At 58.8% G+C, this 13,094-nt stretch carries 14 protein-coding genes; 8 read left to right on the top strand and 6 right to left on the bottom strand.

Translation table 11 applies throughout. The annotated features are described in order from the left end of the window. Nucleotides 1-117: 117 nt before the first annotated feature. The 3 genes from MME58_RS19825 to MME58_RS19815 all read left to right on the top strand — a co-directional run bounded on the left by MME58_RS19825 (nt 118) and on the right by MME58_RS19815 (nt 1,756). A complete protein-coding gene (locus MME58_RS19825) occupies nt 118-774 on the top strand; it encodes a LexA family protein (RefSeq protein ID WP_054987225.1) in 657 nt (218 codons plus the stop codon). Nucleotides 775-901: 127 nt separating this feature from the next. Beyond that, entirely contained in the window at nt 902-1,150 is a 249-nt protein-coding gene (locus MME58_RS19820; protein ID WP_054987226.1) for a DUF1654 domain-containing protein, read from the top strand. Between the two features lie 276 nt (nt 1,151-1,426). Then, entirely contained in the window at nt 1,427-1,756 is a 330-nt protein-coding gene (locus MME58_RS19815; protein WP_054987227.1) for a hypothetical protein, read from the top strand. Nucleotides 1,757-1,765: 9 nt separating this feature from the next. Here MME58_RS19815 and MME58_RS19810 read toward each other — a convergent pair whose 3' ends face one another. Continuing rightward, nucleotides 1,766-2,257, bottom strand: coding sequence for an LEA/WHy family protein (locus MME58_RS19810; RefSeq protein ID WP_054987228.1), 492 nt, complete (start codon nt 2,255-2,257; stop codon nt 1,766-1,768). Between the two features lie 117 nt (nt 2,258-2,374). Between MME58_RS19810 and MME58_RS19805 the strand changes: the two genes are divergently transcribed. Together MME58_RS19805 and MME58_RS19800 are read left to right on the top strand one after the other, a co-directional pair. Then, the gene (locus tag MME58_RS19805; protein ID WP_054987229.1) at nt 2,375-2,923 is read left to right on the top strand and encodes a hypothetical protein; all 549 of its coding nucleotides are present in this window, start codon (nt 2,375-2,377) and stop codon (nt 2,921-2,923) included. A 111-nt stretch (nt 2,924-3,034) separates the two neighbouring features. Next, complete coding sequence (locus MME58_RS19800) at nt 3,035-5,470, top strand: TonB-dependent receptor (protein WP_054987230.1); 2,436 nt, start codon at nt 3,035-3,037, stop codon at nt 5,468-5,470. 408 nt (nt 5,471-5,878) lie between these two features. On the opposite strand, the gene MME58_RS19795 is transcribed toward MME58_RS19800, so the two are convergent. Together MME58_RS19795 and MME58_RS19790 are read right to left on the bottom strand one after the other, a co-directional pair. Beyond that, complete coding sequence (locus MME58_RS19795) at nt 5,879-6,352, bottom strand: YchJ family protein (protein ID WP_054984352.1); 474 nt, start codon at nt 6,350-6,352, stop codon at nt 5,879-5,881. Between the two features lie 3 nt (nt 6,353-6,355). After that, nucleotides 6,356-6,853, bottom strand: a complete 498-nt coding sequence (locus MME58_RS19790; RefSeq protein ID WP_054984351.1) for a DUF6231 family protein — start codon at nt 6,851-6,853, stop codon at nt 6,356-6,358. Between the two features lie 218 nt (nt 6,854-7,071). Between MME58_RS19790 and MME58_RS19785 the strand changes: the two genes are divergently transcribed. Beyond that, the gene (locus MME58_RS19785) at nt 7,072-7,347 is read left to right on the top strand and encodes a DUF1145 domain-containing protein (protein WP_054984350.1); all 276 of its coding nucleotides are present in this window, start codon (nt 7,072-7,074) and stop codon (nt 7,345-7,347) included. Beyond that, nucleotides 7,340-8,098: a hypothetical protein gene (locus MME58_RS19780; protein WP_054984349.1), complete on the top strand. Its 759-nt coding sequence runs from the start codon at nt 7,340-7,342 to the stop codon at nt 8,096-8,098. Before MME58_RS19785 ends, MME58_RS19780 begins: the two co-directional genes overlap by 8 nt. 78 nt (nt 8,099-8,176) lie before the next feature. Here MME58_RS19780 and MME58_RS19775 read toward each other — a convergent pair whose 3' ends face one another. The 3 genes from MME58_RS19775 to MME58_RS19765 all read right to left on the bottom strand — a co-directional run bounded on the left by MME58_RS19775 (nt 8,177) and on the right by MME58_RS19765 (nt 10,839). Then, a complete protein-coding gene (locus MME58_RS19775; protein WP_055005106.1) occupies nt 8,177-9,208 on the bottom strand; it encodes a purine-nucleoside phosphorylase in 1,032 nt (343 codons plus the stop codon). Between the two features lie 26 nt (nt 9,209-9,234). Next, nucleotides 9,235-10,194, bottom strand: a complete 960-nt coding sequence (locus MME58_RS19770; protein WP_055005105.1) for a nucleoside-specific channel-forming protein Tsx — start codon at nt 10,192-10,194, stop codon at nt 9,235-9,237. A gap of 180 nt (nt 10,195-10,374) precedes the next feature. Then, a complete protein-coding gene (locus tag MME58_RS19765) occupies nt 10,375-10,839 on the bottom strand; it encodes a CopD family protein (RefSeq protein ID WP_054984346.1) in 465 nt (154 codons plus the stop codon). A 107-nt stretch (nt 10,840-10,946) separates the two neighbouring features. On the opposite strand from MME58_RS19765, the gene dinG reads away from it, so the two are divergent. Then, nucleotides 10,947-13,091 (top strand): ATP-dependent DNA helicase DinG, encoded by a 2,145-nt coding sequence (gene dinG, locus MME58_RS19760; protein WP_054984345.1) that lies wholly within the window; start codon nt 10,947-10,949, stop codon nt 13,089-13,091. The last annotated feature ends 3 nt before the right edge of the window (nt 13,092-13,094 follow it).

Here is a 13,094-nt window from a genome sequence, read left to right as displayed (position 1 = left end):
AAATCAGGATGAAGCAGTATCGGCATATAACAGTTCGCTCGTGGTTTTTTTTAAGTATGCTTACTTTTTCGACGGGTGTTTCATCGCCCTTTTGTTTTCGTGCGCAGAGCCAAGCCTATGACCCGCCAGGAACGTATCGCCAGGGCAATTGCCGCCAGTGGCATGAAAAAGGGTGAAATTGCCGCGCAGTGCGGTGTTGCCAATTCGGCTGTCACTCAATGGATCAGCGGTGAGAGCAAAAGCCTGCGGCCGGAAAACCTGTACGCATTGGCTCGCGCCACGGGCTTTCGTGCCGAATGGCTGGCAATTGGTGAAGGACCCGAGAAGGAGCATGCCTTCGACGCCAATGTTGCACTGATCGATCAGCCGAACATGTCGTTCCGCTATCCGGTAATCAGCTGGGTGTCGGCAGGCTCCTGGGAAGAGGCCGTCGAGCCTTATCCTGACGGTTTCTCAGATCGCTATGAGATTTCCGATTACGACTCCAAGGGCCCGGCGTTCTGGCTGGAGGTCAAGGGCGATTCGATGACGGCCCCTACCGGCGTCAGCGTGCCGGAAGGGATGATGATTCTGGTTGATACGGAGGCCGACGTGCAGCCCGGCAGGCTCGTTATCGCCAAGCTACCGGCCAGTAACGAGGCGACTTTCAAGAAGCTGGTCGAGGATGGCGGCATACGCTATCTGAAGCCACTGAATCCGGAGTACAAAATGATCGAATGCGGTGCCGACTGTCGCATCATCGGAGTTGCTGTGCGAATGACCGGCAAGCTGTGAGCCTTGCTGCACAAGGCTTTCGGGTATTTTCGGTGGAGATGTAAAGAGGAAGCGTCCTACGAAGTGCTTGCGCAGGTCTTACAGCTGGAATACTGTGTTTATATACAGTAATGCTCGGGAGGCTGTGATGGCCGGCAAGGGTAACGGGCCGACAGGCGCGTCGTCTTATGAACAGATCGGCAAGCGCATTCAGCGCCTGGTAGCCGCACCCAATGTGCAAAAGATCCAGTGGGTAATCGTTGCCCGACGCGACGATGAGCCTCTGGACAGCTGGAACGTGGTGCTTCAGGAAATCGAAGAAACCGAGGGTATTGAGGTCAACCGCCAGCCTGACGGGTCGGTAAAAATCGGATGGCAACGCTATATCGATAATTGATACGGCGTCCCGATCGTTGCGCGATCACCTGAGATATTCATGGCAAGCGTTCGAATTTAAATTTAAGCATGCTTAAAATTATTTGTTTTTAGCTTCACATACCACCGCTGCGTCGATTCATGAACCGCGCAAGGACGCGATCAAGGCAGGGCGGGCCTGGGCGTCAAACCGGATGACCCTCATCGATCAGTTCCCTGCCACCGCAGTGGCAGGCTCTCAATGTCTGAATTTTCTGTGTTCGTGAATGGCTGTATCTCTTGAACGGAGTCAGATCCTATGGAAATCTTGAATGGTTTGGCAGACAGAGGCGAATGGCTGGTAGCCGGTCTGGTTGGCGCGATCATCTCTGGCTGGTGGCACAAGGCAGGACTGCTCGACTGGCGTGCCTGGCTGGTTTTCCTGATCACTGGCGTGGCCTGTGCCGTGTTCCTCACCGGTATTGCCAGTGATTACCTTGGGGTGGCGGATCCTCGCAACACCACGGGCGTGGGCTTTTTGCTGGGCTCATTCGGGGGCGCGCTGATCAGCGCAATCAATCGGGCGTTGTGGGCAGCGGATATCTGGAAGTTTCTGCTGGAGTTGATCAAGGGCAAACTGGGTGGATAAGCCGCGTGATCATTTACGTTGAATCAATTCTTCCGGTGCCACATCGCCGGTTTTGCCAATCCGTACGGTGTGCCTGAACACCATGCCAGTCTTGAGTTTGCCTTCGAGCCGGTAATGGATCAGCTCATCAGGTTTTTTCAGCAACTGGGCAATGTATTTCGCGTGGCGCCAGAGGTTGGTACGAATCGGCACCACAAAGGTTCTGCGGCTATGAGCGTCGACGAAAAACCAGTCGCTGAACTTATCGTCAGCCAGGACGACGTCGTTGAGCGTGATCTTGTAATTCAGGCCACGCACGAACAGGTCCGAGTCGTTGGGGTTGTCGACCTCGAAATACAGCTTGAAATCCTGCTGGGTCAACCTGGCTTTGACCACCTGGACTTTCAGCAAATGCACTTCCGGATCCTGAGCGCTGTCAAAGCTCAGTAACGAGCAGCCGCTCAGCCCGAACATGACCAACGCAAGGCTTATGATTCTTGTAATGTGCGCCTGAAAAGACATGGATGTGCTCCGTTTGACGCCTGAGTCTACCAACTCGGCGTTCAAGGGTAACGCGCTTGTTGCGCTGTCTGATGCAGCGCCCTACTTTTACTGACGTGCTTATCGGTGTCTTTCTCCATGAATCTCTACGAAATTGTCTTCAGCGCCGAACTGGTCGCCGGGGCGCAACCCGAGAAGGTAAGGGCTAACCTTGGCAAGCTGTTCAATGCCGATGCAGAGCGTCTGGAGCTTCTTTTTTCGGGACGCCGACTGGTTCTGAAAAACAATCTCGATGCGGCGACCGCCGAGAAGTACCGCGCCACGCTGGAGCGAGCAGGCGCACTGGTTCAGGTACTGGAGATGAACACGCCGCCCATGGAGGAGGTCGAACTGGCTCCGCCGCCAGACGCGCCAACCTGGTTGCGCAAACCTTCGGTCAGCCCGGGGCGCCTGCAGATCAAACCGCGTGATGCTTATATGGCGGCCTTTGAGAACGTGGATGCGCCGGAGTATTCGGTAGCAGAAGCAGGTGCCGACCTCCTACCCGCCAAGCCTCGGCCTGCGGCGCCGCTGCTGGATCTTTCACGACTGAGCCTGGCACCGGTCGGCAGCGACATGGGGCAGGCCGAAAAGCCCGAGCCGCAGTCTGCACCCGATACCTCTCACCTGAAGATCATCCCGGAGTAATGCTGCGAGCCATCTGAATCCTGAAACGGAATTATTTTCAATCAGCTCTGTCACTTTCGAACTTTCGCTCGGCTAACAGGCATTGAGAAGTATTCCACCAGGAGTTGCCCGATGTCCCGTTCGTTAGACACCCTTCTGCGCCCCAGTCTGTTGGCCGTGGCGATTGCCATTTGTACGCCTCTGGCCAGCCCGCTCTTGATGGCGGCGCAGCAGGTGGGCGTTGTTGCCTATGATTTGCCCGCAGCACCTCTGGCGACCACGCTGAATCAGATTTCCAGTCAGGGCGGTCTGGCGTTGAGTCTCGATCCGGCACTGGTCGCCGGCAAAACAAGCCCGGCGGTGAAGGGCAATTTCGACGCCGCCACCGCCTTGCGCGAGGCCCTGCGTGGCAGCGGCTTGCAACTGGTGCAAAGCAGCGCCGGGACTTACACCCTGATGGTCATGGAAGAGAACGCCTTGAACCTGTCGGACGTAAACATCAACGCCAACAGCGCGCCCGCCGAAGGTTCGGAAGCAGCAGGTTATCGCAGCGAAAACGTCAGCAGCGTCGGTGCGCTGGGCGGTATGAAACTGCAGGACGCGCCTTATTCCATCAGCGTGACGCCGCAGGCCCTGTTGAAAAACATTCAGGCTACCTCGCTGGACGATGTCATCAAGCACAACCCGTTCACCCAGATGTACTCGCCGACCAGTGCCGGGTATGCCAGTGCCGTCAACATCCGTGGTTTCAGCAGCGCGGGCAGCCTGAACATCGCCAATGACGGCCTGCGCTTCACCAACGGTGCCGATGGCAGCAACTACCTGGAAGAGATGGAGCAACTGGAAGTCATCACCGGCCTGACCGGCTTCCTTTACGGCCCGGCCTCGCCGGGCGGGCTGGTCAACTATGTGCTCAAGCGCCCGACCTACGAGCGTTACAACAGCGTGACGCTGGGCAATGCCGGTGGCGATAACTACTACCTGCATGGCGACTTCGGCGGCCCGATCGACAGCGAAGGCAAGTTTGCCTATCGCCTCAATGTGCTGACTCAGGATGGCGAAACCGCCGTCGACATGAACAAGCGCCGTCGCGAGATGATTACCCTGGCGCTGGACTGGAACGTCTCCGATGACCTGCTGGTGCAGTTCGACGCTTCACACAAGAAGACCGAAATCCGCGGCCTGACCAGCTACTGGTATTTCGGTGACCAGTCGCTGCGCCCCAGCGCCGCTTCGCTGGACAACGACAAACTTTACAGCCAGAAGTGGTCGTTTTCCGATTATGAATCCGACAAGGCAGGCGTGCGTGCCAAATGGCGTCTGAACGATACGTTCACCTTGCGCGCTGCCTTCGCCGCCCAGCAGTACACCTCTGAAAACACCTACACCGGGCCGACGGTCTACAACGCGGGCCTGTACTCGCAGCCGCTGTATGCCTTCGCCCCGATTGAAACCGAAGAAAAGACCGGCTCGCTGTTTCTGGACGCCGCATTCAATACCGGCTTTTTGGGCCATAAAGTCACAATGGGTTATCAGGGCAATACTTCCCGTCAGAAACAGTACGAGGATCACATCCCTTACACGCCCACTCAGCCCGGCCCGCAATACACCTCCCCGGTGGGCACAATCCCGCTCGACCAGACGCCTCAGGTCGGCAAACCGGCTTACTCCATCGGTCATGGCGATCAGCGTCTGGCCAATAGCTCGGAAAGCAATAATTTCCTGATCGGCGATGTCATCACCTTCAACGAACAGTGGTCGGCGATTCTGGGTGTGACCAACACGCAGATCAAGACTTACGCCAACGAGTTTGTCTATGCCAAAGCGTTCGGTTCAGCGGAAACCGAGACCAAATACAACGAGAGCAAGACCTCGCCAAACATCTCGCTGGTCTACAAACCTGTGCCGTGGCTGACCACGTATGCGACTTATATAGAAGGTCTGCAATCCGGGGGGGTAGCACCAAGTGGCACCGCCAATGCCGGTCAGGCGTTCGCACCGGAAATCAGCGAGCAATATGAAATCGGTGCCAAGGCGACGCTGGGCGAAACCCTGTTTACTCTGGCGCTGTTCAATATCGAGAAGCCAAACGGTTACACCACTGCTTCGAACATCTATGTAGTGGACGGGCGTCAGGAAAACAACGGCCTGGAGTTCAGTGTGACCGGCAAAGTCATCCCGGAGCTGACACTGGTTGGCGGTTTTACCTTACTGGACCCGAAGATCAAGAAAACCGGGGTTGCCGCAGATGAAGGCAATGCGCCGACCAACGTCGCCAAGCAACTGGCCAAGGTCTACGCCGAATACGACATCAACCCGGTACCGGGACTGGCAGTGACCGGCGGCGCGTTCTATACCGGCAAGCAATACACCGATCAGAGCAATGAAAACGACCTGCCGTCCTTCACCACCTTCGATGCCGGAGCGCGCTATCGCATGCGCGTCTCGGAAAACGACCTGACCTTGCGGGTCAACGTCAGCAACCTGGCCAACAAGGAATACTGGCTCAACAGCAGCTACCTGGGCGACCCACGTACCGTCGCGTTCTCGGCGCAATTGGAGTTTTAAGGCGAACGGGCCCGCCGTGTGACGCAGAGCGTCACGAACTGCATGCCGACGCGGAGCGTCGGCACGATAGTCATAAGCTTTCGCCCCGTGCCTTTAACCACACTGCTCTAAAGTGCTTTTCGACCGCGATGGCACTGCAACGCAGAATACGACGTAAGTAACGGCTGAGTCCTGGCGCTGATCCGGGGGTAGCCTGGCAGGACGCCAAGCTAGCCGCACCGGGCCATGGATGGCCCGGTGCGGCGACCCGCGGATCAGCGTCAGGACGAAGGAACCCGACGAAGTCGGGCCGGAAACGGAGCCAGGGGCTTTGGTTACTTTGGTCCTTCAAAGTAACTCGCCGAGGGGCGAAAAGCCGACCCGAGTCAAACGCGCATGCATGATCCCGCTCAGGCAAAGAGCCGCAACTCAGTCCACATAAGCCGAGCAACATTTCTTGAATTTCTGCTCGCTGCCACACGGACAGGCGTCATTGCGGCCAGCCTTCAACGGCACGGTGGAATCGATGAAATACCAGCAACCCTGATTCTGCACGAACGACGAGCGCTCCTTGTGGCTGTGTTCCCCATGGCCATCGTGCCAGCGTGCAGTGAAGGTCACAAACGCATGTTCGGGCTTACCGCCAAACACCTCCGAGCTTTCTACCTCAAGCCCCAACCAGGTACTCTGCGCACTCCACTGGGCGATGGCCTCGCGGTTCAGCCCGCTCTGCTGCACCGGCAATGTAGTCTGTACCAGATAGTCGGTCAGCCCCAGCACGTAAGCGCTGTAGCGCGAGCGCATCAGCTTTTCCGCGCAGGGCGCAGGTTGACCTGCGTGATAGCGACCGCAGCAGGCCAGCAACAGATCGCCGCTACCGCACGGGCATATAGCACTACTCATAGGTCACCACCAATACTTTCCAAAATTCTCCGGGTTGGCCCAGTACTTTGCGTTCAGCCAGTCGGGCACCTGCTTATATTCGCGCAGGTCGTAGGTAAACAGATTCAACACCTGCTCGTCGCGCGCGAAGCGTTCGCTGGATTGCAGGGCCAGCGAGAAAAAATCGGTCTCCTGCCAGCCACAAGCCTGCAGGTCGGCCAGTACCGCAATGCGGCTGGCGTTGAGGTTGCGGATGCCGCCCAGCAGTTCCAGGCCGGTACGCTTGGGGATGTGCTCCAGGCAGTCGACCACCAGCGCCAGATCGAAACGCTGCGCCGCCAGATGCGCGGGCAGCGCGCCCGGCTCGGCCAGCGCCACCTCGGTCTGCGGGTGTGCTTCCTGAAAGGCTTGCAACGCAGGGAACGCCTGAGCGCCGATCAACAGCAGGCGCTCGGGAGCGTAACGGTCGAGCAGGGCAGCCAGCGCCTGCTGGGGCGTGCGGTTTGAATAGCCGACGGTCATCGAAAGTCCTCTGGTTGACTGACAAGACTAGCTTGCCGGACCAGCTCTGAACAGCCGCGAGTATCAGGGCGAACGCGCACAGACGCGCGACAACGATCTATGCTTGATCTTTTTCAATACACTGCTGGCATATTCGCTGAACAGCACGTCTACTGTGCGGCAACGAAAAGCGTGCAAAAGACTTCGCGTTCGTAAAGGATCATCACAGGGGGCAGATAATGAAGCTTTTTTGGGGGCTGGGAAAAATCTTGATGCTGGGCTTCTGGCTGGTAGTGCTGGCCAATGCGGTCATTGAAGCGCCCAGCCCGTTTGGCGTGATGGTCGATATGGCGGGTGCCGTACTGCTATTGACTCACTTGCTCGAACTGATCCTGTTCAATGGCAGCCTGCGCGGACGCAGGCATCCCTGGCGTGATCGGGGCAAAATTATTCTGTTCGGCATTTTTCATATTCAATCCATCGGCCGTTCGGCTACGGGGCACTCTCATGCGTAAGCTCGTTCTGCTGGCGGCACTGTTCAGCCCCCTGGCCATGGCCCAGGCAATCATCGTTGCGCCACATTCGCTGATGCGCCTGCCCGGTAGCAGCAGTGTCTTGCAAGTTGAACGCCTTGAAGTGTCCGACTACGGCACTCTGCTGATACCGGCCGGTATCGATGACGTGAAGATCGGCGAGCTGGTGCTGGGGCACGAAGCGCGGATTGCCATCGTTCCGGGCGTGCAGGCATTCAATCTGGTTGTGGTGCATGGTGAATTCGGCACCGGCAGCCAGATCACTGCGCGAGGCGCACCGGGCACTTTCGAGAAACCGGCCCTGCCAGGGCGCAACCTCACGCTGCGCTTGCAAAGTCTCAATGCAGAAGAGCTGTCGATTGATGCACGCGGTGGGGCGGGCAGCCCCGGCTATGTCGGACTCGATGGCGGCACCGGCGAAGAGCCGGGCTGCACCTGGGGCCAGGCCGGGCGCGGTTACAATGGCGATAGCGGTGGTAATGGTCACGACGGTGCAGCGGGTGCGCAGGTGCGTCTGGAACTGCCACAAAGCTTTCCGGCCGAACGTATCAAGGTGAATGTCGCAGGTGGCGCGGCAGGCAAGGGGGGTGAAGGCGGAAAGGCCGGGAAAGGCGGCGCTTCAAAGGGTTGTATCGTCTACCGTGCGGATGGCGGCAAGGCCGGCAGACCGGGCGAACCCGGACTGCCGGGTGTTGCAGGGCCTGCGGGCAGTCTGATTTTGCAGCGTCTGTAACCCGACAGTTGTAAGCCATGAGAGGCCGTCCGGATCAGGCGCAACGCCATGATCCGGACAGGCATCACCGTGACGCGTTTACTGCGGCACGCCTTTTTCCCAGGTTTTCCAGTCGCCTACAATGGCCTGCACCAGCGGGTTACCGGTGCGGTAAAGGTTTTCCAGTGCCGGTACAAATGCACCCTGATTTGCATATTTGAGCAGGTTGTCCACCTCGCTGTAACCCGGATACGGGCGGTCGAAATCGGAACCTGCGCGCACCACGGCCAGCCGGTTGACATCGACCTTGCCCGCCTTGCTGGCGCGCAACAGGGCTTCGTAAGTGGAGTTGTCCTCCTGTTGAGTGGTGCAATACACGCCTTTGCCGTCGGTCAGCAGTCTGGTCCAGACTTCAGCCCGTTCACTCAGGCGCGTTCCCGAAAACCAGGTGTTGCCAGCCAGCGTGTCGCACTGCGTGACCTGCGGTGGCTGGTTGGCGGGGGCGTAAGGGTATTTGACGCGCCAGGCGGCGGATTCCTTGCTCTCGCTGAGCTTCACTTTTTGAGACAGGGCAAATGCCTTGGCCTGAAGTCTTGGGTTGAGTTCGAAGACTTCGGTCTTGTAATCCAGCGGCGGCTTTTCGTTCGGACCTTTGGTGTTGATGCCCAGATAACCGGTCGGCCAGTCCTTGGGCACGTCGCGGGAATCGATTTCCCACTGCGTACCGAATTCCACCAGATAATGCGCCCACGCGGTGGTGCCGAGCGTACCGTGGTGCGGGTTGATGCCAGCAATACCCGCGACGATGAAATAGGTCTTGCGCAGGTCGAATTGCGGCGACAGCGCCAGTGCCAGGGTCGAGGCGGCAGCATTGGTCTGGCCCATGCCGGTGACCATCAGACAAACATCCTGCTCGTTACAGCGGATCGCCGGGTATTCAGCAGCCAGGCCTGGCACCTGAATCTCTTTGGTCAGGTGCAGCCGGTCAATCCAGTTCTGTGCTTCGGGCGCAAACATGGCGACCAGCATGACCTTGGGGGTAACTGGCGTAACCGGCGCGGTGGCCGCCCAGATGCCGGGGCTGAGCAATGCCAGCGTGGCGCACAAAGTGTTGCGAGTGATGTGTTTCATGAAAACTCCTGTCGTCATAATCAGGTTCAGAACTGATAGCCCACGCCTGCGTAATAGCCCCAGCCGTCAGAGCGCGCGCGGAAATTGCCGTCGCCGAAGTTCAGCTCGCTGCCGTCCTGCCAGTTACCGCCATTGTGGAAGTAGCGACCCACCAGGGTGAAACGCAGATGCGTGAAAGCGTAGAGCAGCACGTTGGTGGCGACTGTTGAGTTGCCGGTGCGTGCCGGATCGTTCTTGAGGTCTGATCCGAAATCGAAGTTGGTGAATCCGATGTAGGTCAGCGAGGCACCGTTGTCGAACGTGCTGATCGGTACGATGTATTTGAGCTGGGCGCGGTAGCCATCCCACGAGTATTCGTTGCTGGCCCCGTAGTTTTCCCATTGATAACGGCCATAGAAGTTGGCCGACAGATTGACCCGCGAGTGGGTATCAATGTCAGTGCCAAGGCCGCTGTAAAGCGTGTTGGCCCGGTTGGCCGAGTTACTGCCGTGGTCGTAGATCCAGTCGAAGGCGACATACCATTCCTTGAACGGACCCACGGCCAGACTGCGCCCGGCCAGATAGTCGATGGAAATGCGCGGCTCGTGCTCCATGAACAGTGGTGAGCCGTGGTCCCAGACGCCCTTGTCGTTGTCATTGCCGATGCCGAGAATCTTCGGCACGTCGACATAGCCATAGAGTTCGAACGGCCCCTTGCGGCCGAAGTATTCATACTCCAGATAGATGTCGTCGTTGGGCTTTGGGCCGAAGCTGATGTCCTTGCTGCCGATCAGCGTCAGGTCCTGATTGAACCAGTCTGAAAAATACGCGCCTTTACCTTCCTTGGGCGAGGCGGGCGGGCTGAGTGCCTCGCCCTGCGCCGAGTCTTCGGCAGCGGCGGGCTGTGCCAGCACGCTGGTACATGGCAACGCCGCAGCGGCGGCGAACAGCAGAGGCATGAGAAATCTTGAAGGCGTTGCGGGTCGAGTGAACGGCGGCTGTGGCATTGAAGCTCCTTTTCGTGGGCGCGTACTGCTGATCGCAAACGTTTGCACAGCCCATGCCAAAGTGTTTCAAGGTGTTGAATGCGTTGGATATCAGATAAATAAGATGACCGATCGGGCAGGAAACTGCCCGCAAGCTGTGCGCGGTGTCACCGCCAGTGCCCTGCGATGTTCCGTTTTGCCTCAAATGCCAGGGCGAGCCGCTGCCAGCATGACCACGGCCAGGCCAATGATCAGGTTGATGCCGACCAGACGGCGGATATGGCCCAATGCCGCTGCGCCCTCGGCCCACTGTTCGGCTTCCACGGCACGACGCAACTCCGGCAACTGTAATGAATGGATACGCAAAAACAGCGCAACCATGACTACGTAGAGCCCCATCATGATCTGCACATAGCGCGGCGCGGTTTCAAAGCCGCTGAAGTTCAGCTGGACCATGCCGATGCCGGTGATCGGCAGCACCACCACCGCTGCCCAGACCCAGACGAAGAAGCGCGGAAACACCTGGACCCACACTTTCAGGCGAGGAGGGCCTTCAAGTGCTGCAATGACTGCCGGGCGCAACACCATCCAGGCGAAGAACATCCCGCCAACCCATAACAGGGCAGCCAGCAGATGCAATGTATAGACAGTAGAAAAAGCGGTCATCGGACACTCCGTTCTGCGCGGAAGGATTTAGCGCGCTATGATAGCGCCCACTTAGAACTACTGAAAATTTATCCAGCCTTTTTAGCCGTGCCCCCGAACCGAAGCCAATGATCAGTACCGAACTCAAAACCCAGATTCAGGGCGCTTACTCGCGTTTCCTCGAAGCCAAGAGCCTCAAGCCACGCTATGGCCAGCGATTGATGATCGCGGAAGTTGCCAAGGTGCTGGGGGACATTGACACCGATGAAGAGGGCCGTCGTTCGGGCGATCCTGCGGTAGTGGCCGTCGAGGCCGGGACGGGTACCGGCAAGACCGTGGCTTACGCCATCGCGTCGATCCCCACCGCCAAGGCAGCAGGCAAGCGATTGGTGATCGCCACCGCGACCGTCGCGTTGCAGGAGCAGATCGTCTACAAGGATCTACCGGATCTGATGCGCAACAGCGGTCTGAATTTTACTTTTGCCTTGGCCAAGGGGCGCGGGCGTTACATGTGTCTGTCGAAACTCGACATGCTGCTGCAGGAAAGTGACGCGACCAACGCAACCGCGCAGTTGTTCGAGGAAGAAGGTTTCAAGATCGAAGTCGATGAAGCCAGTCAGAAGCTTTTCACCAGCATGTTGCAGAAGCTGGCAGGCAACAAGTGGGACGGTGATCGCGACAGCTGGCCCCAGGAGCTTGCCGATCAAGACTGGGCGCGACTGACCACCGATCATAGTCAGTGCACCAACCGGCATTGCCCCAACTTTCAGCAGTGCGCTTTCTATAAGGCGCGTGAAGGCATGGGTAAGGTCGATGTGATCGTCACCAACCACGATATGGTGCTGGCCGACCTGGCTCTGGGCGGCGGTGCGGTGCTGCCGGATCCGCGTGACACACTGTACGTATTCGACGAAGGCCACCACCTGCCGGACAAGGCAATCGGCCACTTTGCCCACTACACCCGACTGCGGTCCACTGCCGACTGGCTGGAGCAGACCGCCAAGAACCTCGCCAAGCTGCTGGCCCAGCATCCACTGCCTGGCGATCTGGGCAAGCTGATCGAGCAGGTGCCGGAACTGGCCCGCGAGATCAAGGGCCATCAGCAATTCATGTTTGGTGCCTGTGAGCAACTGGCGGATTTCCGCGCCGGTGAAGACATGCAGGGCCGCGAGCGGCCACGTCACCGCTTTGTCGGCGGCGTGATTCCCGAGCATATCCGCGAGATGGGCATCGAGCTCAAGAAGGGTTTTGCGCGTCTGGACGACCTGTTCACCCGTCTCACCGAGCTGCTCAAGGAAGGCATGGACGGCGAAGTCAACATCGGCATCGCCAGCCATCAGGCCGAGGAATGGTATCCGCTATTCGGCAGCCTGCTGGCCCGTGCCCATGGCAACTGGGAATTATGGACAGCCTTCACCGCCGAGGACCCGGAAGACAGCCCGCCGATGGCACGCTGGCTGACCCTGGCTGACAGCGGTGCGTTGTTCGATATCGAGGTCAACGCCAGCCCGATTCTGGCGGCGGAGATGTTGCGTCGTAATCTGTGGAATATCGCCTATGGCGCGCTGGTGACCTCCGCCACGCTGACTGCGCTGGGCAAGTTCGATCGCTACCGCATGCGTGCCGGTCTGCCGAAAGGGGCGGTTACCGCTGTGGTGCCAAGCCCGTTCCATCACGCCGATGCCGGTGTGCTGCGCGTGCCGGACCTCAAGGCCGATCCGCGTGATTCGGTGGCCCACACCGCAGCGATCATTCGTGACCTGCCTGGTCTGGTGGAAGGGTCGCGAGGCACGCTGGTGCTGTATTCGTCGCGCAAGCAGATGCAGGATGTCTTCGACGGCCTGGATCGCGACTGGCGCAAGCAGGTGTTCATTCAGGGCAACCTGTCCAAACAGGAAACCCTCAACAAGCACAAGGCTCGGGTCGACAGCGGCGAGTCCAGCGTGTTGTTCGGGCTGGCCAGCTTCGCCGAGGGCGTTGACTTGCCCGGCGCATATTGCGAGCACGTGGTCATCGCCAAGATCCCGTTCGCAGTGCCTGACGACCCGGTCGAGGCGGCACTGGCCGAGTGGATCGAGGCGCGGGGTGGCAACCCGTTCATGGAAATCGCGGTGCCCGATGCGTCGTTGCGTCTGGTACAGGCCTGTGGCCGGTTGCTGCGTACCGAAGAGGACCGCGGCACTATTACGCTGCTGGATCGTCGCGTCGTCACTCAGCGCTACGGCAAGGCAATTCTCAATGCGCTGCCACCGTTCCGCCGCGAGATTTCCTGAATC

The organism is Pseudomonas syringae pv. tagetis (genome assembly GCF_022557255.1).
GTDB classification, from domain to species: domain Bacteria; phylum Pseudomonadota; class Gammaproteobacteria; order Pseudomonadales; family Pseudomonadaceae; genus Aquipseudomonas; species Aquipseudomonas caricapapayae.
The sequence above is the reverse complement of the archived record's forward strand: the minus strand, read 5'-3'. Positions and strand labels throughout refer to the sequence as shown.

What these genes read in the sequence shown, in the direction of transcription:
- MME58_RS19825 (WP_054987225.1), top strand. Translation starts at nt 118, where the DNA reads ATGACCCGCCAGGAACGTATCGCCAGGGCAATTGCCGCCAGTGGCATG.
- MME58_RS19820 (WP_054987226.1), top strand. Translation starts at nt 902, where the DNA reads ATGGCCGGCAAGGGTAACGGGCCGACAGGCGCGTCGTCTTATGAACAG.
- MME58_RS19815 (WP_054987227.1), top strand. Translation starts at nt 1,427, where the DNA reads ATGGAAATCTTGAATGGTTTGGCAGACAGAGGCGAATGGCTGGTAGCC.
- MME58_RS19810 (WP_054987228.1), bottom strand. Translation starts at nt 2,257, where the DNA reads ATGTCTTTTCAGGCGCACATTACAAGAATCATAAGCCTTGCGTTGGTC.
- MME58_RS19805 (WP_054987229.1), top strand. Translation starts at nt 2,375, where the DNA reads ATGAATCTCTACGAAATTGTCTTCAGCGCCGAACTGGTCGCCGGGGCG.
- MME58_RS19800 (WP_054987230.1), top strand. Translation starts at nt 3,035, where the DNA reads ATGTCCCGTTCGTTAGACACCCTTCTGCGCCCCAGTCTGTTGGCCGTG.
- MME58_RS19795 (WP_054984352.1), bottom strand. Translation starts at nt 6,352, where the DNA reads ATGAGTAGTGCTATATGCCCGTGCGGTAGCGGCGATCTGTTGCTGGCC.
- MME58_RS19790 (WP_054984351.1), bottom strand. Translation starts at nt 6,853, where the DNA reads ATGACCGTCGGCTATTCAAACCGCACGCCCCAGCAGGCGCTGGCTGCC.
- MME58_RS19785 (WP_054984350.1), top strand. Translation starts at nt 7,072, where the DNA reads ATGAAGCTTTTTTGGGGGCTGGGAAAAATCTTGATGCTGGGCTTCTGG.
- MME58_RS19780 (WP_054984349.1), top strand. Translation starts at nt 7,340, where the DNA reads ATGCGTAAGCTCGTTCTGCTGGCGGCACTGTTCAGCCCCCTGGCCATG.
- MME58_RS19775 (WP_055005106.1), bottom strand. Translation starts at nt 9,208, where the DNA reads ATGAAACACATCACTCGCAACACTTTGTGCGCCACGCTGGCATTGCTC.
- MME58_RS19770 (WP_055005105.1), bottom strand. Translation starts at nt 10,194, where the DNA reads ATGCCACAGCCGCCGTTCACTCGACCCGCAACGCCTTCAAGATTTCTC.
- MME58_RS19765 (WP_054984346.1), bottom strand. Translation starts at nt 10,839, where the DNA reads ATGACCGCTTTTTCTACTGTCTATACATTGCATCTGCTGGCTGCCCTG.
- dinG (WP_054984345.1), top strand. Translation starts at nt 10,947, where the DNA reads ATGATCAGTACCGAACTCAAAACCCAGATTCAGGGCGCTTACTCGCGT.